General features: G+C 59.1%; 14 protein-coding genes. 5 read left to right on the forward strand and 9 right to left on the reverse strand.

Annotation, left to right across the window (positions count from 1 at the left end; translation table 11 throughout):
- Window positions 1-3: 3 nt before the first annotated feature.
- The 4 genes from C1A35_RS29790 to C1A35_RS29805 are packed head-to-tail and all read right to left on the reverse strand — an operon-like array spanning window position 4 to window position 2,251.
- A complete protein-coding gene (locus C1A35_RS29790) occupies window positions 4-303 on the reverse strand; it encodes a conjugal transfer protein TrbD (protein ID WP_104667852.1) in 300 nt (99 codons plus the stop codon).
- The gene (locus C1A35_RS29795) at window positions 296-664 is read right to left on the reverse strand and encodes a TrbC/VirB2 family protein (RefSeq protein ID WP_104667853.1); all 369 of its coding nucleotides are present in this window, start codon (window positions 662-664) and stop codon (window positions 296-298) included. The genes C1A35_RS29790 and C1A35_RS29795 overlap by 8 nt, the downstream gene beginning before the upstream one ends.
- Window positions 654-1,619 (reverse strand): P-type conjugative transfer ATPase TrbB, encoded by a 966-nt coding sequence (gene trbB / locus C1A35_RS29800; RefSeq protein ID WP_104667854.1) that lies wholly within the window; start codon window positions 1,617-1,619, stop codon window positions 654-656. The genes C1A35_RS29795 and trbB overlap by 11 nt, the downstream gene beginning before the upstream one ends.
- Window positions 1,616-2,251, reverse strand: coding sequence for an acyl-homoserine-lactone synthase (locus C1A35_RS29805; protein ID WP_104667855.1), 636 nt, complete (start codon window positions 2,249-2,251; stop codon window positions 1,616-1,618). Before C1A35_RS29805 ends, trbB begins: the two co-directional genes overlap by 4 nt.
- A gap of 440 nt (window positions 2,252-2,691) precedes the next feature.
- Between C1A35_RS29805 and repA the strand changes: the two genes are divergently transcribed.
- From repA to repC, 3 genes are all read left to right on the forward strand, one after another.
- The gene (gene repA / locus C1A35_RS29810; protein ID WP_104667856.1) at window positions 2,692-3,954 is read left to right on the forward strand and encodes a plasmid partitioning protein RepA; all 1,263 of its coding nucleotides are present in this window, start codon (window positions 2,692-2,694) and stop codon (window positions 3,952-3,954) included.
- On the forward strand, window positions 3,951-4,967 hold the full coding sequence (gene repB, locus C1A35_RS29815; RefSeq protein WP_104667857.1) for a plasmid partitioning protein RepB: 1,017 nt from the start codon (window positions 3,951-3,953) through the stop codon (window positions 4,965-4,967). Before repA ends, repB begins: the two co-directional genes overlap by 4 nt.
- A 211-nt stretch (window positions 4,968-5,178) precedes the next feature.
- Complete coding sequence (repC, locus tag C1A35_RS29820) at window positions 5,179-6,393, forward strand: plasmid replication protein RepC (RefSeq protein WP_104667858.1); 1,215 nt, start codon at window positions 5,179-5,181, stop codon at window positions 6,391-6,393.
- Window positions 6,394-8,229: 1,836 nt separating this feature from the next.
- Here the strand turns inward: repC and C1A35_RS29830 are convergent.
- The 3 genes from C1A35_RS29830 to C1A35_RS29840 form a co-directional block, all read right to left on the reverse strand.
- Complete coding sequence (locus C1A35_RS29830; protein WP_440271576.1) at window positions 8,230-9,945, reverse strand: PAS domain S-box protein; 1,716 nt, start codon at window positions 9,943-9,945, stop codon at window positions 8,230-8,232.
- A gap of 679 nt (window positions 9,946-10,624) precedes the next feature.
- Complete coding sequence (locus C1A35_RS29835) at window positions 10,625-11,539, reverse strand: recombinase family protein (RefSeq protein WP_104667860.1); 915 nt, start codon at window positions 11,537-11,539, stop codon at window positions 10,625-10,627.
- A 1,045-nt stretch (window positions 11,540-12,584) separates the two neighbouring features.
- Window positions 12,585-13,937 (reverse strand): hypothetical protein, encoded by a 1,353-nt coding sequence (locus C1A35_RS29840; RefSeq protein WP_158665198.1) that lies wholly within the window; start codon window positions 13,935-13,937, stop codon window positions 12,585-12,587.
- 291 nt (window positions 13,938-14,228) lie between these two features.
- On the opposite strand from C1A35_RS29840, the gene C1A35_RS36830 reads away from it, so the two are divergent.
- On the forward strand, window positions 14,229-14,438 hold the full coding sequence (locus C1A35_RS36830; protein WP_234823056.1) for a helix-turn-helix domain-containing protein: 210 nt from the start codon (window positions 14,229-14,231) through the stop codon (window positions 14,436-14,438).
- Window positions 14,439-14,615: 177 nt separating this feature from the next.
- On the forward strand, window positions 14,616-17,963 hold the full coding sequence (locus tag C1A35_RS29850; RefSeq protein WP_104667862.1) for a type ISP restriction/modification enzyme: 3,348 nt from the start codon (window positions 14,616-14,618) through the stop codon (window positions 17,961-17,963).
- A 624-nt stretch (window positions 17,964-18,587) separates the two neighbouring features.
- Here the strand turns inward: C1A35_RS29850 and C1A35_RS29855 are convergent.
- A complete protein-coding gene (locus tag C1A35_RS29855) occupies window positions 18,588-21,662 on the reverse strand; it encodes an AAA family ATPase (RefSeq protein WP_104667863.1) in 3,075 nt (1,024 codons plus the stop codon).
- On the reverse strand, window positions 21,659-22,801 hold the full coding sequence (locus tag C1A35_RS29860) for an exonuclease SbcCD subunit D (protein ID WP_104667890.1): 1,143 nt from the start codon (window positions 22,799-22,801) through the stop codon (window positions 21,659-21,661). Before C1A35_RS29860 ends, C1A35_RS29855 begins: the two co-directional genes overlap by 4 nt.
- Between the last annotated feature and the right edge of the window lie 132 nt (window positions 22,802-22,933).

Genomic DNA, 22,933 nt, shown 5'->3' on the forward strand with positions numbered 1-22,933 from the left:
CCCTCAGCCCCTTCGCCAGGGCGTCGAAGTCGGCCGGTAGATCCGGCGATAGCGGACGTGCCGCAGATAGACCTTGCGCATGAGGGGATCGGCCTTTGCCATGCGCCGCAAGATGCCGATGGTAAGGGCCCAAAACGTGAAGCCGATCAGCGCCGAATAGATGGTCAGGACGACGAAGATCAGAATGACCGTCGCAAGCCCCGTGACAAGGACGAGCTCTCGGTCGGCGCCGAGCAACAGGCTTGGGCGCGAGAGGGCACGATGGATACGGTTTCGCTCAAGGAGTGAGAGCGCTTCATACATCTCCGGCACCTCTCGTTTCGAAGTGGAAGACAGAAGCTTCGTTGCCGATCGATGCACCGGTTGCGCCAAATAGCTGCACGATCTGGGTGGCTCCAAGGAGGAGCCCGGCGACCAGAACGATGTACATCAGCCGTCTGGCGAAATCATTGAGCTCGCCGCCGAAGATCAGCATTCCGCCCGCGACAGCCACCGCGCAAAGAGCGATAAAGCCGGCGACCGGGCCTGTGATTGACTTTTGAATTTTTTCGAGCGGGCCCTCCCAGGGCAGACCGCCGCCCGATCCGGCGAACGCCGGTTCCCCGCTGAACACAATTATGAGACTTGCGAAGGCCGCAGCCGCAAGGTGTAGATCACGTCGCATGTCGTTCCCCTTCCCGATACTGTTCCAGTCGATAAGCAGTCCCGTCGTGTCCAAGGACACGCATAGGATCTCCAAGCCGCCGGCCGGTTGCCGTTCGTTCGATTGAAACGACGAGATCGACCGCTTCTGCGATGACGTGCTGCATCGGCTGCCGGCTTGTTTCGGCGGTCAGTTGCTCAAGCCTGCGAAGTGCCGAATGCGCGCAATTGGCGTGAACCGTCGCGATACCGCCGGGGTGACCGGTGTTCCATGCTTTCAGAAGAGAGAGCGCCGCTGCATCCCTGACTTCGCCGACGATGATGCGGTCCGGGCGTAACCTGAGCGTGCTTTTCAGCAGGCGCGACATATCGATCTCGTCGCTCGTTCGCAGCGAAAGCACGTTGTGCGACCCGCAGCGGATTTCGACGGTATCCTCCAGGATGATCAGGCGATCATCGGGTGCGATGGCCGCTATCTCTGAAATCAAGGCGTTTGCCAGGGTCGTTTTGCCGGAGCCGGTCCCCCCTGAAACCAGGATGTTGAGCCGCTCGGCGACAGCATGAGCCAGAAGGCGAGCCTGCTTGCCGGTCATGACGCCATCGTCGACATATTGCGCAAGCGGGATGAGCCGCGAGGCACGCCTGCGAATGGAGAACGACGGTGCCGCGACGATCGGAGGCAGCACCCCCTCGAAGCGATGCCCACTGACCGGCAACTCGGCCGAAACGATCGGCCTTCGTTCGTCGACCGAAGTGCCCGTCGCATGCGCGATGCTGCCGATTGCGATCTCAGCAGCGGCGGCATCCATGTCTCCCAACCGGCGGATCGCCTGACCGAGGCGCTCCACGTAGAGGCTTCCATCCGAGTTCAGCATGATTTCCACGACGCTCGGGTCATCGAGTGCCGCGCGAACGGCTGGACCGAACGCGTCCTCGAGCTTGCGAATAAGACGGGGAAGAGAGCGGCTCTGCGTCACGACGACACCGTGGGCGTTGGAGCGGAACCGCCACCGAAGTTCGAGACATAGCCGGCCGGCTTGACCAGTTCGAAGGTTGCTCGATCGACATCAAGAACGCCGGCCAGGGCATTGCCCCGGCCTATCTTTTGCGGTGAACCCAGCCGCCGAAGGGGCCAGCCGGCCCGCTGAAGGATGCGCTCGACACCGATATCAGTAACGGTGACAACCTCGGTGTCTTCGCGCAAAAGGCACCACTCGAGGATGCCTGCAAACATCCAATGGCTAATCTGGTGGAGAACTTCGCCGCCGGTTCGTTGAACGGCTGTGTCGACGCAAAACCTTGAGCTCTCGACCATTCGCGCGTGCGGGAGAAACGTCTGATCGGTGACAAGTTGCGGAAACACCGACAAGAGCATCGTCGGGCCAAGCGCAGGAAGAAGACGCGCACAGCCGACCACGTTATCGCCTGCAGTCACGGCCAGGATGTAGACGGGATCAAGATCGTCAAACGCGTCGCGCTCACGGCCGTCGCGCGCAAGCACCTGCCAGCGAAGGCGATCCTTGAACACCTTCGCGCGGAGCGCATGCATCTGGTCAAGGAGATACTCCTCGCTGCCCGAGCTGCCATTCTCAATGGCCATGATCATCATCGCTCACTCTCCTCCGCTGGTTGGAGGAGAAGTGCTACGATTGAAGACCCCGTTGCCAGGGTGAAAAATGTCCCCCAGATTTCGCCACATCGATTCTAGGGGTGATTGAAACCCAAGGCTCTGCGCAGAGGAGATCGTCCGCCGCGATGGCAGAGAGGCCGGCTCGTCATGGAAGGGCGACGGGTCGTGTCAGCTTGCCGCTGCTGATTCGGGTATCGGGAACGAAGGGACGAGACGATCGCGCTTGCAACGAGGGCGTTCAGCTGAACAAATGTGTGCGCAATTTCCTCTCCTGGTTTTGTTTTGTTTGGCAAAAAGCGACGCGATTCCAAGGACTAGTGCCGATTCAGGCGCGAAGGCCCTGCAAAGGGCGTTAAAGCTTTGTTAACCCTATAATTCTGGACGGTTCGGGAGAATCGTGTTCTATCTCTTGGCGGATAATGGCCGTCAAACCGGTCTTAGACCGCCAAGAGGGAAAAATGGCGATAGCTCAACGCGCAGAAAATGATGTTCAACTCAAGGAAGACGCCGCCGCAAAGATCTTGCGGCACGCCGGTCTTTTGTCGAACCAGCTGCAGCAGCTGCGGACGCGGATGTACCCGCCGAGATCAGAGAAGGCCCTGCGGTCGTTTCTCACGAACGAAGTCTCGAAGCTGACATCCATACCGGATTCGACCCTGAAGCTGATGTCATCGGAAGGGCGCGGGCCGACGCCGAGCCGCCTTGAGAACAACCATCGGGTCTACACGCTCGCGCAGATCAACGAACTTCGGGAGCTGTTTGCAAAGCAGAAGCCTGCAGAAGCACTCCGCTTTTTGCCTCGTCGCCGCCCTGGCGAGCACCTGCAGGTCCTTGCGATCGCGAACTTCAAGGGCGGTAGCGCAAAGACCACGACCTGTGTTCATCTTGCGCACTACCTCGCGCTCCAAGGCTATCGCGTTCTCGCACTCGATCTCGATCCCCAGGCATCGCTGTCTGCAATGTTCGGCGCGCAGCCTGAACTCGATGTCGGCGCCAACGAAACGATCTACGCAGCGCTTCGCTACGACGATGCCGAGCGGCGTCCGATCAGGGACATCATCCGCAAGACCTATTTCGATGGCGTCGATCTCGTTCCCGGCAACCTCGAAGTCATGGAATATGAGCACGAAACCCCTCGGGTCCTGGCGAACAAGTCGGGCTCCGGCGCGATCTTCTTCGAGCGCCTGAAGCTTGCATTGGCAGAGGTCGAACAGGACTACGACATCGTTATCCTGGACACCCCGCCCTCGCTTGGCTTCCTGACCTTGAGCGCGATCTATGCGGCGACAAGCATGGTCATCACGGTCCATCCCGCCATGCTGGATGTGGCCTCCATGAGCCAGTTCCTGCTGATGATGGGTGACCTGATCAGCGTCCTGAATGAGAGTGGCGCCCAGCTCGACCAGGATTTCATCCGTTATCTCGTGACGCGGCATGACCCGAACGATGCGCCGCAGTCGCAGGTCGTTGCAATGCTGCGACACATGTTTGGCACCGACGTTCTCTTGCCGACCGCCATCGAAAGTACCGCCGTGGAAGCGGCTGGCCTGGCAAAGCGTTCGATATACGAGCTCGAAATGGGCCAGATCGGTCGCGATACCCATAAGCGCGCCCGGGAAGCCGTCGACGCGGTCAATGAGGCGATTGTCCGCCTTGTCAATGATAGCTGGGGACGGACATGAGCAAGTCTTCTCGCAAGTCGATTGTCGCAAGCTTCGGTCTGCTGTCTCAAGAATTGGAGAACAAGCTCGCAGACGATCCGCAGCCCGCGCCCCCTGCCCCGTCGCCGCGTGTTGGCGCGGGCGTTGTCGGCGCAGCACATCGCGCTATCGATGATATCAGGGCCGAGCGCGACCGTTTGAAGGCGATCGTCGAGGCGGGCGGCGGATCAATCCTTGATCTCGACCCCGCGCTCGTCGAGCCCTCCCCCTACCCCGACCGGCTGTCAGATGATGACAGCAGCGATTTCGAGACGTTCAAGCGTTCGATCGAAGCCGAAGGGCAGAAGGTGCCGATCCAGGTCCGGCGCCACCCATCATCGGCAGGGCGCTATCAGATTGTCTACGGTCATCGTCGCTGGCGCGCTGCCAAAGAACTTAGACGCAACGTTCGCGCGCTCGAGGTCGATATCTCGGACCTCGATCTCGTCGTCGCGCAAGGCATCGAGAACGCGAGCCGGCAGGATCTGACCTGGATTGAGCGCACGTTGTTTGCATCGCGAATGGATGATGCCGGCATCAAGGCGCGCAACATCTATGCGGCGCTGTCGATCGCGGATGCAGAGCTCGCTCGCATGCGCGGCGTTTACCGGACGATCCCGGCCGATGTGATCGAAGCGATCGGACGAGCACCTAAAGTGGGTCGTCCGCGCTGGATAGAGTTTGCAAAAACGATCGCCAGCGATCCAGGTGCTCTTGCCGTGGTGCGTCAGGTCCTCTCGCAAGGAACGAACGGTGCCGCGGTGTCGGATCAGCGCTTCCAGCGGGCTTTTGAGGCGATCAAGCCATCGAACCCGCCGCGAGAAAACGGCAGTGATCTTTTGGACAGCACCGGAACGAAACTCGGCGCTTGGAAGATCTCGGCAAAGGAGCTTCGGATCGCGGCAGACGGCCCGCTCGGTCAGGATTTTGTGAAGTTCGTCGGCAAAGAATTGCCGGCCCTCATCGAACGTTTCTCTCGTGAGAACGAACGTTAGAAGTCGCTGACAAGCTGTCAGTTGATCTCATTCGACAAGGAATACGGAAAGGAATACCGCAAAAGAAAAAGGCCCCCTAAACGTTGCCGTCGTGGAAGCCTCTCTCATATCTGGACAATCTGAGAATCGCATTTCCACGAATCCCCGTCAAGAGTTTTTGGCACCGAATTGGGTGAGCGGACGTCTTTTGCCTTCTGAAAGGTGAAAGAAGATGCAGAGTGGAAGTGTGACGACGCCTTTTGGGCGGCGGCCGATGACGCTTGCGCTGATAAAACAGCAAGTGGCGTCCACAGAGATCAGGTCGAACAAATCAGTCGACAAGTGGAAAGTGTTCCGTGACGCCTGTGAAGCAAGGGTGCGTCTTGGGCTGCAGGATCGTGCGCTTGCCGTCCTTAGTGCGCTTTTGAGCTTCTATCCCGAGACCCATCTCCGGCAAGGAGATGCTCTCATCGTTTTTCCGTCGAATGCTCAACTGTCGATCCGCGCGCACGGTATTGCCGGCGCCACGTTGAGACGGCACTTGGCAGCGCTGGTTGATGCTGGTCTGATCATTCGCAAGGACAGCGCAAACGGGAAGCGCTACGTGCGCAAGGACAGGGCCGGCGCCATCGAGGATGCCTTCGGCTTCGACCTTTCTCCACTGCTTGTGCGCTCGGAAGAGCTTGCGCAAATGGCCCAGCAGTTGGCAGCCGACCACGCCTTGCTTCGCCGGACCAAGGAAACGCTGACGATCCGTAGGCGCGATGCGCGCAAGCTCATCTCTGCAGCAATTGAAGAGGGCGCAAGCGGCGACTGGGGCAAGGTCCAGGACATCTATCAGGCACTTGTCGCCCGCATCCCTCGCTCTCCAACGATCCACGACCTGGCGCCGATCCTCGAAGAGATGGACCTGCTGTGCTCGGAGATCGTCAATCAATTGGATCTTTTGGATAATTCCGAAAATGTGAGCAGCAATGATGTCCAATTTGAGCGCCACATACAGAATTCACATACCGAATCCTTAAATGAACTTGAACCTAGCTCTGGAAACGAGCTGGAAGCGAAAATCGAGCCGGAGAAACGGCCATCGGCGGAGCCGCCTAAGGCATTTCCGTTGAGCCTGGTGACGCGCGCCTGCCCCGAGATCGCCATGTACGCACCTGGTGGAGTGATCTCGAGCTGGCGTGATCTGATGGCCACCGCCGTCGTGGTGCGTTCGATGTTGGGCGTAAGCCCGAACGCCTATCAGGATGCTTGCGAAGTGATGGGTCCTGAAAATGCTGCAGTAGCGGTCGCCTGCATCCTGGAACGGGCAGGACATATCAATTCGGCTGGAGGTTACCTGCGCGACCTGACGTCGAAGGCGCGGCGCGGCGAATTTTCTCTTGGTCCAATGCTGATGGCCCTGTTGAGAGCGAATGGGAGCGCGGAACGACGCGTTGGGTGAGGTTTGTCGGCGAACTCGATCTCTCTCGTTGTACATCGAACTCGACCCGGCCAAGAGCAGCAGCAAGCCTGATCCGCGCTGAGGCCGAACGGACTTGGGGCAATGGATCGACCGGTTCATTGGTATCTGAACATGAATCCGGAAGGCTGGCACAGAAATTTTGATGCGATGCGTGTATGGTGCCGGATCATTCTTGTCGCCATCGGACGTTGTGCCCGTGCTCGTTTGACGAGCGGTCTGGTCTGTTTCTGCAATGGGGCGCGTGGGGTCCCCTGCCCACTCCGTAGAGGCTTGCCATTTCTCGACTGCATTCGGTGCACCCGGACTTACCATTAGGGAGCGCCAAGCAGGCATTCCGTCCGCCTTCCTTCTTCTTGGGGACAGGAGGCGGACGGGTAGCGAACTCAGCATGGCTCACGTCATGCGCAAAGCGCGAACTGGTCTCGCGCCGCCGGGTTGATCGATTTTCTGGGCGGATCTTCTCTACAGTGGGTCGTCTGCTTGGTCCTAAGAGAAGCGCTAACTGGCGGTGCCGCGTGATGATCAGCGTCGAGGACTGAGCAAGCTATGGTTGAGCGACAGGATGTGTGTTGCTCGCTCCGGAACCCTGACAGCTGTCAGGGTTTTTGATCCGGCTATGCCTGAAACGCGATGAAGGACTGCGCCTCATTTCGCATCGAGCAGGAGCCGCGCACGGAGGATCAGCCCCTCCCCCCGTTCGCCGGAGGACGCCTCCCAGAAACCCTGACAGCTGTCAGGGTTTTGGCTTATCCAATTCATCGATAACCGTGAACGTTCGAGTGTGCGGATGTTCCGCGCAAGAGGTCCGGCAAGTGGTGCCCTGTCGTGCGCAACGAGCTCACCCGTGCCACTCAAAGGCTTCCCCGTTATTCCCTGATTGCTGGCGAATGCTTGGTGCTCGAATGTTCGCCGGCTGACCAGGCCATTGCACTCGCTGAGTATACGTATCTCGTTCCAACTGATCATGGTAACGGCCCCGCAGCGAAGCGTGGGGACTCCATCACCGCGGCGGCATCCGCAGAACGCTATTTGACGTTTTCAACCCTCGCCGACGGGTGCCAGGCCACAACAGTCCATTGACCTCCTCCAGTTTCTCGTGTGGCACGACCCGACGCCCATGTCTTTCGACGTGGTTGCCGGCCATACCCTCACTCGCCTCCTTGGTGCTGCGACCGCGGACGGGTTTCTTGGTGGCTGTGCTGGCCCTTGCCTTCTTGGGCTGCATGTCCGCCCTTTCGCGGAGCGCTTCGATCTGACCAACGACGTTTCGCGCTTCGGCCCCTTGCGCGGCTCGGTCTGCTCGCCTTCGAACTTGGCCTTGACCCGTTGAGCCAAGGCAGCCTCATGGCGATCATCGAATTTGCTCGCAATCGAGCTTACGCATCTTGGTTTTGATGATGTGTTCGGAGTTCGAGGATTTCGCCGCCGATCTTAGCGCATTCTTTGCCGAGCGCATCTCGCGCCAATTTGAGTGTCGTTGCGACGAGACCGCCTTCGCAAGCGCGGATCAGCACCGTGCGAGCCCGCCCGGGACAAGGCAGTCCCGCGACCGCTGCCGCATGAATCCTGTAAGACCCGTCGCGACCAAGTGCATAGGCCGCGGCTGCAACTCTCGCGGCCGGTGCCCAAAAATCGGGTTTATCGAAGCAGAAAAGGGCGTGGTCGCCGCATTCGCCAAGGGTCTCCGCGGCGACCTCGAACGTGGCTATCTCGTCTCGACGACGCAGGGGTGATCGCACTTGGGGACTTTAACGAGGGTGGCTTCGACCGCAGAGGCGATCGCTGATGATCTGCCCGAAGGTTAGCGCGAGCGTTTCAGGACATCTGGCTTTTTGGCTGCGGATCCCATTCGGTAAGGAGATGGGCATCGACCTCGCAAATGACGCCTTGTGGATCATAAGAGATGTTGACCGTGCCGTTCAATTCGGCCGCCAACAGGCTCTCGATCAGCCGGGAGCCAAATCCTCTGCGGGTCGGTTGTTTCACCAGGGGGCCTCCGGTTTCCTCCCATCGCAGGATCAGTCTGGCAGGAGACCCGGCTTCAAGCGTCCAGGTGATTGAGACGCGGCCCTTATCGACCGAAAGGGCGCCATACTTGGCTGCATTCGTGGCAAGTTCATGAAGTGCCAGGCAGATCGAGACGACCGCCCTTGGAGGAACCTGGATCGATGGGCCGGAGACTTCGAAGCGGTCCGGTGAATAGGGTGAAATCGACTGTTCGACGATCGCCCGCAATTCGGCCTTCTCCCAGGTCCCGTGGATCAGAAGATCATGGGCGCGCGCCATCGAGGAGAGCCGCGCTTCAAACGAGCGCACGTCTGCGGCGTCCAGCTGGCCGTGGCCGAGCGTTTGTCGGGAGATGGCAAGCACGGTTGCAAATAGGTTCTTGACCCGATGGTTCAGTTCACCAACGAGAACGCTCTGGAGACGTTCTGCGTCTTTGCGCGCCGTGATGTCGTGTGCGAGCTTCGATGCCCCGACGATCGCGCCGTAGGCGTCATAGATGGGCGAGACGCTGAGGAGCACATCGACGTTTCTGCCGTCCTTGTGACGCCTCACCGTTTCATAGGGTTCGACCTTTAGGCCGGCGTTGACCTGGCGCAAGATGGCAGGCTCCTCGCCCTGGCGGTCCTCAGGAACCAGCGCCAGGACGGATCGGCCCACCATCTCGTCGGCCGTGTATCCGTAGAGCCGTTCGGCTCCGGCATTCCAACTCGTGATTTTCATGCCGAGGTCGATGCCAAGAATGGCATCGTTGGACGAAGCGATGATCGCAGCCAGTCGACGTTCGACGTCTTGTGCACGCTTGCGCTCGGTGATGTCGACAATGATCGCTGTGGCTTGCTGTTGACTGCCATGCTTGTCGCGAAGCGCCGAGACTGAGCTTGCTACCCAGACCAACGTGCCATCCTTTCGCATGAACCGGCTCTCCAACTCGAAACCCTGGCCGCTTTCAGCCAACATGTTGAACAGCCGGTCGCTCTCGGGGACGTCCCGGGGAAGGCAGATATCGCGCATTCGCATCGTCAGCAGCTCGCGCTCGCTATAGCCGACGATTTCGCAGAAGCGATCGTTGACGAGGAGAAAGCGGCCCGTCAGGTCCGTCTGGACGATCCCTGCAGCCGACTGCGAAAAAATCGCGCGCAGTCGCTCTTCGCTCGCCTGCAAGGCACCCTCGAATTTCACGCGGTCCGTCGTTTCACTGACGATGCAAAGCACCCCCCGAACGCGGCGCTCTTCGTCGCGCACGGGGGAATAGGAGATGTCGAAGTGGACCGTTTCCGGGTAGCCGTGGCGTTCGATATAGAAGGGACGGTCCTTCGCAAACACCGTCTCTCCGTGGTCCAGAACGCTTCGAAGCAGGGGTTCCAGATCACTCCACAGTTCACCCCAGTTCTCTCTGGCGGGACGTCCCAATGCGCGCGGGTGCTTGTCCCCGATCGTGGGTGCGTAGGCTTCGTTGTAGAGGGCGACGAATTCCTCGCCCCAGAACATCACGATCTGGGCGCGCGCAGGCAGCAGAATGTCCAATGCGGCGTTAAGACAGTGTGGCCAATTCTCTCTGGGGCCAAGGGGGCTGTCTTCCCAGTTGTAGGCTTCGATCAGGCGCTCGATAGCCCCAGCTGCTATGAAATCGTTGCTGCTTTTCAGGGCCAGACTCCTCACCGACGTGCCTGAGCACTTCAGCCTTTTCAGACGGATGGGTCAACACGCAAAGTGAGAGAGGACCTCGGCATTCCGCTTGAGCCGCTTGGGGAGATTTGCACGCGCAACGGGGCGGTCAATACCCCGTGCTTCGGGGAGGGAGATCGGGTTCGTCCCATAGCCGGGTTGAAGCGATGGAGCGACGCCAGATGATCAACCCCGCTGCGCTGTTTGCTTGCGTTCCGAGACGCTTGTCGTCGCCGCACCGTCTGTGTGACGAACGCGGACGGTGCGGCTGCATGGCCTCGTCGCTCGCCCGTTGTCTTGCTACGGCCAACGCACATTGACGGGCGGGGGAGGGGAGGGCAGTGGCCGTAGGTCGCTGTCGGTATGAGCGCGCTGCTCATCCATAAGATCGGGGTCGCGCAAGCCTCCCACTTCCGATCGACCCAGCATCGGATGCAATGCGGATAAGGAGCAATGCCCGATCGCGCAGGTCGATGGCGCTCGCTGGCGCAGCCCGCAGTCGGGAGAATGGCGCCATGGCGCCCGGATAAAATCCGGCTCAGCGGCGGATGAGGCCAAACCGGTGGGCTTCATCCAGCAGGTCTCGAACGGAGGAGGGCTGCCATTTTCTGCCGCCGCCTTTCGGCGGTTCTCCCATCAGGTCCAGTTCAGCGGCGATGCCGCGGAGCGACAGATCGGGATCGGCAATGGCGATCGCCGCCACCAGCTGCATCAGATGGTCCTCGGGGGCGCGTCGCGGGGACCGGGCCAGGAGATCTTTCTCCGCGCGCTTTTCGCGGACCAGGCGATGAACCGCGCGACGAAGGCGCTCGACCGTCCAGTCCTGGCCGCGGCGATTGAGGACGCGCACGACATTCTCCCAGCTGTGCTTGGGCCGGAGTTGCCGCACCATGGGCAGCCAGGTCTGCGACGAGGAGAGAAGCTGATCGAGATAGAGTTTTTCGCGCGCCTTCGAAACCGCCGCAATCGCCTCCGGCCGTCGTTCCCTCAGGCCCGGGTTGCCAGGAAGCTTGCCGCGCGCCTTCGCTTCTCTGATGCCGGCCTTGGTGCGCTCGGCGAGCAGCGAACGCTCAAGCTGGGCGACCGCGCTCAGGACCTCAAGCGAAAACATGCCCTGCGGCGTCGAGGTGTCGATCGGATCGTGGATCGACCGGAAATGGACACCGCGCTTTTCGAGATCCTGGATCACCTGCAGCAAATGGCTTACGGATCTCGCCAGCCGATCGAGGCGGACGACGACGAGGACGTCTCCCGCTGTGAGCTCGCTCAGCAATTTGTTCAGCACCGGGCGCGCGTGCGATGGCCCCGAACCGTGCTCCTGATGGATGCGGTCGCAGCCGGCCCCCCGCAGCTCGTCGAGCTGGGTATCGTGGGCGTGATCATCGGTCGACACGCGCGCATAGCCAACCAGCCTTTGCTTAGGTTGGTCGTTAACTGGTTGTTGCTTCGCCATCGCGCTTTTGGACCACCCGCTTGGATATGATTTGCAAAGATTAAAAAATGCGCGAGAAATAGATATGTTGCAAGCGTGTTTTATGACGTAAACAGAAGCCCGTCAGGAGCAAAACGGAATCTCGGGCGACCAACTGACCATATGCGGTGAAGAAATCGCTCCAGCGGGCTTCCCTGGGCAAAATTGTGCGACACGAGGGGCAGCAAACGACCGCCGTTTCATGGAAGCCGGAGATTGGAGAAACCAGCCGGGGAAAGGACGCTCGGGGTGGACCCAAGGATCGGGTCAGGCCATTCTATGTAGTAGGTGATTCTCCCGTGTCGATCCGTGGGATCGAAGCTTTATCCGCCCGGGCCTGATGACCACCGATACCTGATACCTATCGATAGCGATGAGGCGCAAAAATTGGTGTCCGGATGACGGAAGTATCAAGCTAAATGACTTCCGATTGAGAAATTTATGATGTTAATCCACATGGTTAATGATCCGCTAAGGCGGTCAAGTGCGATTCAATGGCGGGTAACAGGGGTACACTTGTGGCTTTTGCTTTCCGACTTCAATCGAAGAGGTAAGATGAGAAAATGACGATCGATTTTGACCGAACGACTTCACGCCGAAGAGGGAGCGCGGTTCAAAGCGCGAGTGCATAGGGGAAATTGCGCGGGAAGCGGCAGCCGACGTAGCGGTTTGTGTCGCGCTGTCACGCCCGATCTTCAGAATTTAGGCTCATCGATTATCGATGCTCGTAAAGTGCCTGAGTTGCGATTGATGTCCGATATTGCAATGGCCTGGCAAAAGTGGCTCGCTGAAATCGTCAACGGAAAAATGTACGCCGTTTAGCGTCTAAACCCAACGGACATATGACAATTTTCGGTTTGAAACGGTATAGCAACTCCGAAATTGAACGATGTCGGCGGCGGTGCCTCCTTTTCGAGGACTTCGGTTTTGATGGGACCCGAGGAGCCCGACGTGCCTATTTCTGCGCCGACAGTGCAGGCAGCGATCCGGCCGTGTAAGCGAGGTCAGGCGGAAGCCAACGCATTGACTATAGCGATCGCCATGCGGAACGTTGCTGTTTAGCTCGTTGACGTTGCAATGACCGACGTTGTTGGCGGGTCATGCCTTCGAACGCAGGATCTGGGGGAAAGCTGCTCGCTCGTATAGCCGTCGCGTTCAACTCAAGGGGCGTTTGGATGACCTCGAAATTCTCGCGACCCAGGCGCAAGTCTTCGATCAATTCCGATGTCCACTCCTGCTGTGGATAGGCAACGAGATCCTCGGATTCGCCCTTATCGGAGATCGCCATGACCGCGATTCCGACGCAGAGTTTCAGGTCGCGATCGTCGTGCAATACAGCGAGGCAATATGTCTGCAGCATAGTTGCCCTGACGCGGCGATAATCCTCCTGGGCCATCGCGTCAGTGGCGGCGAGAACAAGAAAAACATAGGCAACCTTCTCGCCCGTCGCCCGATCCCGTGTAACGGCAATCCGGGCGATCCGAGCCAATTTCTGCGAATCGAGCGCCTCCCGCGCGCCGATGAGCGCCTCAGCAAGCACGCGGCGCTGTACACGGTCCTCTCTCGCCATGATGCGCAGCGCACGTTCGGCGAGTTCAACGGTGGGATCAGTGTCCAGTATGCGGAATTGGGTGTCGTTCAGGACCCCGTGGGTGAAAAGACCTATCAGCCGGTCCCACTCATACGAAACACGGTTCGCAGCCCATCGCCGCTGATATTCGGGGGAGCGGATGAGGTAGGCATACTCCCCCTGCACGAATGCTATTGCCGTGTCAGAATCCGCGTTGGCACCCTTCACATCCGAGACCGCAGGGAACCGATGTTCCCCATTCGGCTCCATCATCAACAGATAGTTGGCGACTAGCTCCGCTTCACTCGGCGAAAACAACAACCTTCCCGAGCGAATGAGGTTGGCCCGCGCGTTTAGGTATTTCGTAAAGTCAGTGATAGTATCGAATTCTGACATGACGATATCAAGCGTTGCCATGTTGAAGACATGAACGAACGGGCCATCAGGATCGACGTCGCCGATACAGAACGGCCGATGATGTGGCAAGCCGAAGTCGACATGATCCTTCCCGCGCAGGTGCGGCATGATCATGAATGTGCCGTCCGGGTCATTGAAGTAGGCAGAGGCAGCTACCTCCGCGCCGCTCGCGACGCAGATTCCGTGGACACGCCTTCGTCCGATCGGAGGCAATTCGAGGGGGATCGGTTGCTGGCATTTGCCGTCCGCAAAGATTGCATGAGGATTTGATTTTAACCAAAGGTCAGCTTTGCGGATCTGATCGGCTGATTTTTCAATCGCGCGATTGTACCAACGCTTCCATGCGAGTTCGAAGGGGTCATCCGGCCACGTGTTGTGCTTGTCGCTGAACATAAGCACATCGTCACCGCAGACAATCAGAAGGTCACACAACTCCTTGCCCGGCTTCTTAAATACGTTGGGCCAGGACCAAAGATCCAGAAACGTATCATCGGCCAGTTTAGCTAGATGTTGTTCGGTGGGCGTGAGGCCTGTGGCTTTTTTGATCGGCGGAATGGGAAGTCACCCGAGAAATAAGCAGCGGAACCCGTATAAGATGAAGCACGTATTGCATACACGTTAGTGTTTAATCGATATGTTCCATCTTGAAAAGGAGGAAGGCTCCCGGGGAGAACGTTGCGATGTATGACCATTCTTTCCGAGCGCAAAGATGGCAGCTTACGTGCATCGGGTGCTGCCGCGATCGAAAGGGCGATTGCCGGGCAGGGCGCGGTGCGTGAAAACGACCCGCTGATCTTGGTGCGGCGGATTGTCGGCGAACTTGGCCGGCGTGAGATGACGAGGAGGGGGCGGTTTCGCGCGTGGGGTTCCTATGAGAAAGGAAGGAGCTCCTGACATCTATTCTCAATGGGCACCCCGAATCAAACGGATCTTAACGGATTTCGTGCGATCTCCGTTCGGTGACGCTGACGGTGTTTCGAAGCCGAGCCCAATGAGTGGCACAAGTGGAAATGACGTTGACGAGAAGATCCGCAGCGTGAGCACAAAGGGTTGAAGGAGGACTGAGGGCGCGTGAGTAACGATCCGATCGAGATTGCGAAGGAGTTCTTCGAGTCGGTGCGGCGTGTCCACGCCCTCGGCGCCGGCACGCCCGAGACTTCGTATTATCCTGCGCTTCACACGTTATTCGAACGCGTGGGGAACGGCCTCTCCCCCAAGGTGCTGGCGGTATCGCAGCTCGCCGACATAGGCGCGGATAGTCCTGATTACGGGCTCTTCGCCGTCAGCCAACTGCAAAAGGGCGAGCCACGCAAGGGTCAGTTTCCGGAGCGCGGCGTCGTCGAGTTGAAGCCAGTCGCCGACGATTCTCTCTTCAAATCCACGCCGGCTCAGGTCAGCAAGTATTTCGGCGTCTATCGCCTCGTATTGGTCAGTAATCTGCGCGCATTCCAGCTCATCGGCGAAGGGCCTGGGGGCGATGCCCTACGCCTTGAAGGCTTTCGCCTCGCCGACAGCGCAGCAGAGTTCTGGAACATGGTCCAGACTCCTTCCGAGACGGCGCAGGCGGTTGGGCGCGCGCTTGTGGAATATCTGCGTCGGGCGCTAACGCAGAACGTAGCCCTCGTCCGACCGAAGGATGTCGCTTGGTTTCTGGCGTCCTATGCGCGGGATGCCTTGTCACGCGTCGAGGCGGCTGGCGATCTTCCCGCGCTTAAGACCGTTCGATCGGCCCTCGAGGATGCGCTCGGCATCACCTTCGACGAGGAGAAGGGTGACCATTTCTTTCGATCCACCCTCGTCCAGACCTTGTTCTACGGCCTCTTCTCGTCATGGGTGATCTGGGCGCGTTCAACGCCGCGGGTTCCAGCCAGATTCGACTGGCATTCGGCGGCGTGGAACCTTCACATACCCTTCGTCGGAGCGTTGTTTCAGCAGCTGACTTCTCCCAAGAGCATCAAGCAACTTGATCTTGTCGAGGTTCTCGACTGGACCGGCAACACCCTTAACCGTGTCAACGCCGCTGAATTCCTCAAGCGCTTCGAGGAAGGCCAAGCCGTTCAGTATTTCTACGAGCCGTTCCTCGAAGCGTTCGATCCCCAACTCCGCAAGCAATTCGGCGTTTGGTATACGCCGGCCGAGATCGTCGACTATATGGTTGCGCGGGTCGATCGAACACTGAAGGACGAACTCGGGATCGCCGACGGTCTGGCGGACGAGCGCGTTTACGTGCTCGATCCGTGCTGCGGAACGGGAGGCTACATCAATGCTGTCCTGCGCCGCATCGAGTACAACCTTCAGCTCCACGGCCTCGGAAGCACCCTAGCGGATAAGCTACGCACTGCGGCAATGGATCGGGTCTTCGGCTTCGAGATCATGCCCGCGCCGTTCGTCGTGGCGCATATGCAGGCCGGAATGACGTTGGCCCACATGAATGCGCCGCTGGCGGACGACCAGCGTCCTGCCATCTATCTGACAAATGCGCTGACCGGCTGGGAGCCCCATACCAACAAGCCGCTGCCTTTCCCGGAGCTCGAAGCTGAGCGTGCTTCGGCCGATGCCGTGAAGCAGTCGCGGCCGATCTTGGTGGTGCTCGGCAACCCGCCTTACGACGGCTTCGCCGGTATCTCCGACAATGCCGAGGAGCGCGCGCTGTCGGACGAATACCGTAAGGTCAAGAAGGTCGCCGCGCCCCAAGGCCAAGGCCTAAATGAACTTTATGTGCGCTTCTTCCGAATGGCCGAGCGCCGCATCGCCGAGAAGACCGGCGCGGGCGTGATCTCGTTCATCTCCAACTACGGGTGGCTCGACAGCTTGAGCTGTACGGGCATGCGCGAGCGGTATCTAGACGTGTTTGACAGCATCACGATCGATTGCTTGAACGGGGACAAGTACAAGACTGGCAAAAAGACGCCGGAGGGCCTGCCTGATCCCTCGGCCTTCTCAACGCCGGCAAACCCGACCGGCATACAGGTCGGCACGGCGATCGCGACCATGGTCCGCAAGCTGGATCACCAGCCGACGAGTTCGGTCGAGTTCCGGAATCTCTGGGGTGTTGCTAAACGAGCGACGCTGGCCGCGACCGCTGAAGCCGATCCGCATCAGCTCTACGAGGCGGTTCAGCCCTCGCTCTCGATGCGCCTGCAGTTCATGCCATCCTCAGTCGGCGCAGGTTACTTTGACTGGCCCACGCTGCCCCAGCTCCTTCCGGTCAGCTTCCCCGGGGTGAAGACAAGCCGGGACGAGTTTTTGGTCGACATCGACAGCGACGTACTGGAAAAGCGGATCGGACGGTATCTCGACCCGAAGGTCAGCAACGCGGAGCTGGCGAAATCCTTCCCGGCGCTGATGAACGCTTCCGGCAAATATAAGCCCACGAACACCCGCGCCATGCTAGTTGCAGCGGAGCATGATGACGGACAGATCATACGTTACGCCTATCGTCCTTTCGACGTGCGCTGGGCGTATTGGCGGCCCGACACAGATCTCATCGACCGAGAGCGGCCCGAGTTCGCCGCGAATGTGAGTGCTGGAAACCGCTTCCTCACGGCGGGCGAGCGCAATCGGATGGGAGTGTTCTATCGCCCGCAGATGATCAGCGTTCTCGGCGATCACCACTTGGTGGAGAGTAATGTCTCTATCTTCCCGGCCCTGGTCCGACAGGACAGTCAGAACATCGGGCCGAACGTTTCACGATCGATCAAGGAGGCCCTCGAGAAGCGTGGCCTTACCGCCCAACAGCTATTCGACCACATCATTGCGACCCTGAATGCTCCGAGCTACGAAGCCGGAAACATGGATGCGCTCCGCATTGACTGGCCTCGCATTCCGTTCCCGGGTGACGATGAGGTGTTCAAGTCGTCTGCAGATCTTGGTGTCGTCCTCAGTGCGCTGCTGGATGCCGAAGTAGAAGTCGATGGCGTTACACGAGGCTCGCTGCGCCCGGGGCTTGCAACGTTGGGACTGCCACATGGATCGACCCACGAGGTCACCGTCGGCTGGGGATCGGTGCAGCGCAAGCCGAACGGCACGCGTCTCGTTATGCCAGGTGCTGGGGCTGTGACGGAGCGCGCGTGGTCTGATAAAGAGCTAGAGGCTCTTGAACTGCTCGGGAGTAGACACAACCTCGATCTCGACACCGTGCTGACCCTGCTCGGCGGCCGTGCCGTCGATGTTCATATAAACGGCATGGCCGGCTGGTTAGCTATTCCTGCGAAGGTTTGGACCTACACCCTGGGTGGTTACCCGGTGCTGAAGAAGTGGCTCTCCTACCGAGAAACCGACGTGATGGGACGACCGCTTCGCGGGGACGAGATGTTGCACTTCGCCAAAACGGTCCGCCGGATCACCGAGATCCTGTGCATGGGACCGGCGCTTGACGCCGTTCACGCCCTCGCTCGGGAAAGCGCGGTCGGGCTGTGACGTGCACCGAGAGGCGCGATGGCCGTGGGCCGCGCGTCAATCGGAGCGAGCTGCGTTCACGCCGGAACACAGCCATGGGGCCAGGATCGCTTTAGGTTCTTCACAGAGCCTAATCGCTGCTGCCAGCGCGGGTTGCGCATCCACTGATTGGCGTCTCCCTTAGATCCGGGCGACGACTGACTGTCGACGAAACATTCCTCGCCGTGAAAGATTCGACCGCGGCACTCATGATCTCGAACTCAGTCTGATGTAGTTGTAGCATTGCAATTAAAGGTGATGACGCGGCTGTTTTGGCTAGGCCCGGTGCAACCTTAATGATCGGGACTATCGGTTAAAGAGGTCCAGCGTGAGGTCGTCGCGGCCTCGGCCGAGACTTTCACCAAGGTGAAGGCACCAGTGTTTCGTACTCGTTAAACCGTCTCCGCTTTCGAAGTGGACCCAACCACCCCTTCTCATATGAACGCTGACGATGGGTGTACCGCAGCGTGGGCAAGGATGACGGTAGCGACTGTTCTTCTTTTCTCCACCGGTGGTGCGACAGACGATCGTGCCGCAGACCGATGTAATCTTGCCGGACGCTAGCCGGCGTGGATGTGATTTGCGGGAAAACCATCGATTGCCCATTCAGAACACTCCTCTGTGTTCGACGCGGCTGCCCGAAAGATCCTTGCGAACATAGAAGCCGTTGGGAATGGCTTCTTGGACCAAGGGAACGTGCGAGATCAAGCCGACCGATCGGTTTTGACTGACGAGCGAACTTAGCGCTTGAAGCACCTGATCGAGAGTTCCGGCGCCGTTCTCCGTGTCGAGGCTTCCAAACCCCTCATCAATGAAGATGGTGTCCAACCGCACCTTACCGTTTAAACTCTCTACCACGTCGGAAAGGCCGAGCGCGAGCGCAAGCGCGGCAATAAAGCTTTCGCCGCCTGAAAGGGTGGTGGTCGATCGGGGCTTGCCGGTGTGGATATCATGAACCTGGATGCCAAGACCACGTCGGCCGCGCCCGGTTCCCTCGGTGGCGCGTTCGAGACTGTACCGTCCATTGGACATGGGGCCAAAGCGCTGGTTTGCGGCGATCAGGACCTTGTCGAACATGGCCCCGATCGCGAAAGTCTCGAGGTCCAGATTGAAGGCATTCTTCGCGTCCATAAGCGCCGCTAGTTCTCGCAGTGGGCCACTTTCGGCCTCGGCTCGATCGAGACGATCAATTGTTTCAGCAAGTTCGTCGAGCAGTTTGTTCAATTGGCCAAAGCGTGCAGCAGCATCGGCACGAAAGTCCTGTGCCATTAGCAGTGCCCGTTCGGCGTCACTAACGTCGCGTTCCAGTGGGGCCAGATCGGGGCGCTCGCGACCGGCAAGCGCGTCCTCGGCTTTGCGAGACGCATCGTTTGCGGCGTGCATTTGGCGCCGAAAGAGCTCGACGGCCGCACGGTCCTGTTCAATGCTCGCGACAGCACTCTTCAGCTCTTGAAAGGCATCTTCCGTGAGGCTCGCCTGTGACAGACGTGCAGAAAAATCTTCGTGGGCCTTCGTCAGCCGCTGCTGGCGGTCCTTTAGAAGAGCTTCGGCGGCCTCAAGATCCTTTCGTGCACCGAGCGCGCGTTCGCTGGCCTTGACGACATTCTCACCGATCGCCCGACGCGCATTCTCACGCTCCTGTAGGGCTTGCTGCTTTGCCCTAAGTTTGTCGTCGAGCATCTTGGGATCGCGTAGGTCCGCCGGGATTTCTGAAAGCATCGCACTAAGCGCGGCGGCAGCGCCCGCAACCTCCTTTTCTGCTTGCTGGACTTCTATCCGATGCTTCTCACGCGTGGCCTCTTCAGCGAGTAGTTCCTGGCTTAGCTTTTCCAGAGTCGCTTCTGCCAATCGGATGTCGACCGTTGGGCCGAGCGCTTCCAAGGCTGCTTTCGTCGTGGCGACTTCGCCGCGCAGTTGCGTCAATGGCATATGGGGCCGTTCGAGACTTTCGAGCCGTTCTTCTCGCTCCGCAAGTATACCTCGAGCGGAGGCGAGTTCTGTATGAGCCTCGTGCTCGGCGATCTGCCGCTTTTGCAGCTCCGTTTTCGCGTCCCGAAAGGCGATGTCGAGACCTACGTGTTCGACGCCGCCCGTTGCCGGAGCCGGATGATGCGTTGCGCCACAGACCGAGCACGGCTGCCCCGGCTGCAGCTTTTGTGCTAAATAAAGTGCTTGCACGTCCGAAAGCCGGCGTTCGGCATGTTCGAACCCGAGTCGCGCCTGGGTGGAAGCGTCAAGCGCTTCCTGGTGCCCAGCTACCAGGCCATCGATGCGAAGTCGGGAAGAAGCTACGTCCCGTTCGGCTCTGTCGACATGCTCAGCAAGCTTCAAATTGAGGTCGAGCGTAGCGAGCTGGCGATCAAGGTCGAACCGCTGTGCCTCTAACCGTTGAGCGACCTTCAACGACTGGGTTTCGGTCTGGTGTTTTCGCAACAATGCGGCAAGCCGATCGCTGGTTGTCCGAAGCGTTTCGCTTGCGAGAGTAAGCTTACTCGCTGACGACTGCGCTGCTACCGCCGCTTCGCTCGACTTTTCGAGACTGGTCCGATAGTGCTCAAGCGTGTCCACCTCGCGCGCCATCGCGACAACTTCATTGGCGCGGGCCTCCTCGTTTTGACGAGCAACGGAAGCGGCTTCGGCCTCTTTGGCAGCACTTAGGGCCTGTTCTTGTGCTTTGACATGGGCAGCATCAGCTTTCGCGAAATCCTGTTCCGCCTCGGTTACGAGGTCTTTGAAACCGAGCAACGATGCGGCCTTTTCGGCTGAGCGAAACCGAAAGTCCAAGTCATCGATTTCCTTGCTTCGATCGCTTAACGTTTCGAGTTCCGTCGCTGCGCGCTCTGCTGCTTTGAACAGGCCTTCGACGTGCCGAGCGCCCTCAAGCAAAGTCTGGTTCTGTTTTAGACGGACACGCTGTTCTTCTTCCTTTGTCTGGAGTGCCAGAAGCTCGCCATCGACTTTCGCGATGCCGCCCTTTAACGCCTCAAGGCTTTCGAAGCCCTCCAACGACAACCGTCGGGCGAAGATTGCTCGTTCCTCTCGAAACTGTCTCTCTGAAATTTCGGCGTCATTTTTTAGCGTGGCCGCTAGATCTCGATAAAGAGAGACGTCGAAGAGGTCGCGCAGAATGCTAAGCCGTGTTCTCGTGTCCGCGGCAAGGAAGGCTTCGAACCGGCCTTGTGGTAAGAGTACGATCTGGCGGAACTGTTGTGAGCCGTAGCCGAGGAGTTCCTCAATCGCCTTTCCGACCGATGCGACCTTCTTTTCTTCAATTATCTTTCCCGGGTGATCGGGGGTGATCGCATCCAGCGCGAGACCGGTGGCATCGAACAACCATGCCTCATGCGCATCACGCGTCTCACCCGTGCCCCGCTGCTTCGGACGGCGTTGTTCTGGCCGGCGGCGAACCACGTAGCGTTTGTCGGCGAGGTCGAACACCAACTCGACTTCAGTGGGGAGATCTCCGTCAGCGCTGTCGCATCGTAGGGTCGGCGCATCTTGCTCTACCTTCGCCGCCTGGCCGAAGAGAGCGAAGGTCATAGCGCTGAAGATCGTCGACTTTCCGGATCCGGTCTGGCCATAGATACCGAACAATCCAGCATCAACTGCACTGCGAAAATCGACGACTTCGCGCCCTGCATAGGGGCCGAATGCCTGCATGGTCAGCCGTACCGGTTTCATGCTGCCTGCTCCTCCGAACTGATCTCATAAAGGGCACTCGCGACGATCGTTCGCTCCACCTCTGTTATCGGTGTCGTGCGCACTTGCTCGACGAATTCGCCGATAAGGGACAGCGGCTCGATAGCGCTTGCTGGTGACGTAGGGAGGTGCACTCCGATCGGGGAACGTTCATCCCGCTGGTAGGTCATCTGGCAAGCATGGGGGAAGACGGTTCTAAGCCGTTTCATCGCCTCGATTACGGGCGTTTCGTCAGTCAGCACGATCTTGATGAGATCCGTCGATCTCTCCGCGGCCATTAGTTCAGAGTGTGGTCCTGTGAGAATTCGAACCTTCCTCGTCGGGCGGAAAGCGATTTGTTCGACGGCAACATTGCCCGCGCCATCCAGTTCGACGAGACACATCGATTTGTCGTGATCGGCTTCGTCGAAGCCGAACGCCAGTGGAGAACCTGGATAACGGATGTGCTGCGCGCCGACGGTTTGCGGCCGGTGAATGTGCCCGAGCGCGACATAGCAAGCGCCTTCGAAAAGCTCGGCAGAAACAGTCTCGATGCCGCCAACTCTTGCAAGCGGGCGCTCCGATTCACTGACGCAAGATCCGGTAACAAAGGCATGGGCTACTACCACCCAGCGTGTGCCGACTGGCACGTGCTGGCGGGCCGCCACGATCTGCGCATTCAGCACATCCGCCGGTGAGGCGAGCGACTCGTCGCCGAAACATTCGCGGGCCGCGTATTCGTACGAGAACGGGAGGCCCGAAAAGGCGACTGGACCGTGGGCGTCGTAAAGGACGAAGGGATGTTCATTGACTGAGATCGCGCCGCGAATCATGGCCCGGTTCCTATCGGGCATTGTCGACATCGCTTCTATCCGATCTGCGGAATCATGATTGCCGGAAATGATGACGACCGCCGCCTCCGTTTCCTTGGCAACCCGCGAAAGGAAAGCGTTGAACTGGCGCACCGCTGAAGCAGGCGGGGCCGCGCGGTCAAAGACGTCGCCTGCGATCACAAGGACGTCGGGGCGATGATGGTGAATGGCTTCAACAATCTGGTTCAGGACTGCCGCATGATCGTCGTCCAAAGAAAGCCCGTTAAACTGTCGTCCCAGGTGCAGGTCGGCGGTGTGCAGGATCTTCATCTTAAAATCCATATAATTTTTATACGTATAATTTTTATATGGACGTTTAATTCGCGTCAAGATAGATTTTGAGTATGACCCTCGACGACCTCAATGACGCGCAAAGACAGCGCATAGTTTTCCTTGATCGCT

Source organism: Ensifer adhaerens (assembly GCF_002940685.1).
Taxonomy (GTDB): domain Bacteria; phylum Pseudomonadota; class Alphaproteobacteria; order Rhizobiales; family Rhizobiaceae; genus Ensifer; species Ensifer adhaerens_E.

Bases quoted from the DNA above. Each gene is read 5' to 3' on its own strand.
- C1A35_RS29790 (WP_104667852.1), bottom strand. From the start codon at position 303: ATGTATGAAGCGCTCTCACTCCTTGAGCGAAACCGTATCCATCGTGCC.
- C1A35_RS29805 (WP_104667855.1), bottom strand. From the start codon at position 2,251: ATGATGATCATGGCCATTGAGAATGGCAGCTCGGGCAGCGAGGAGTAT.
- C1A35_RS36830 (WP_234823056.1), top strand. From the start codon at position 14,229: ATGACCATTCTTTCCGAGCGCAAAGATGGCAGCTTACGTGCATCGGGT.
- C1A35_RS29860 (WP_104667890.1), bottom strand. From the start codon at position 22,801: ATGAAGATCCTGCACACCGCCGACCTGCACCTGGGACGACAGTTTAAC.
- repB (WP_104667857.1), top strand. From the start codon at position 3,951: ATGAGCAAGTCTTCTCGCAAGTCGATTGTCGCAAGCTTCGGTCTGCTG.
- repC (WP_104667858.1), top strand. From the start codon at position 5,179: ATGCAGAGTGGAAGTGTGACGACGCCTTTTGGGCGGCGGCCGATGACG.
- C1A35_RS29795 (WP_104667853.1), bottom strand. From the start codon at position 664: ATGCGACGTGATCTACACCTTGCGGCTGCGGCCTTCGCAAGTCTCATA.
- repA (WP_104667856.1), top strand. From the start codon at position 2,692: ATGGCCGTCAAACCGGTCTTAGACCGCCAAGAGGGAAAAATGGCGATA.
- C1A35_RS29855 (WP_104667863.1), bottom strand. From the start codon at position 21,662: ATGAAACCGGTACGGCTGACCATGCAGGCATTCGGCCCCTATGCAGGG.
- C1A35_RS29835 (WP_104667860.1), bottom strand. From the start codon at position 11,539: ATGGCGAAGCAACAACCAGTTAACGACCAACCTAAGCAAAGGCTGGTT.
- C1A35_RS29840 (WP_158665198.1), bottom strand. From the start codon at position 13,937: ATGTTCAGCGACAAGCACAACACGTGGCCGGATGACCCCTTCGAACTC.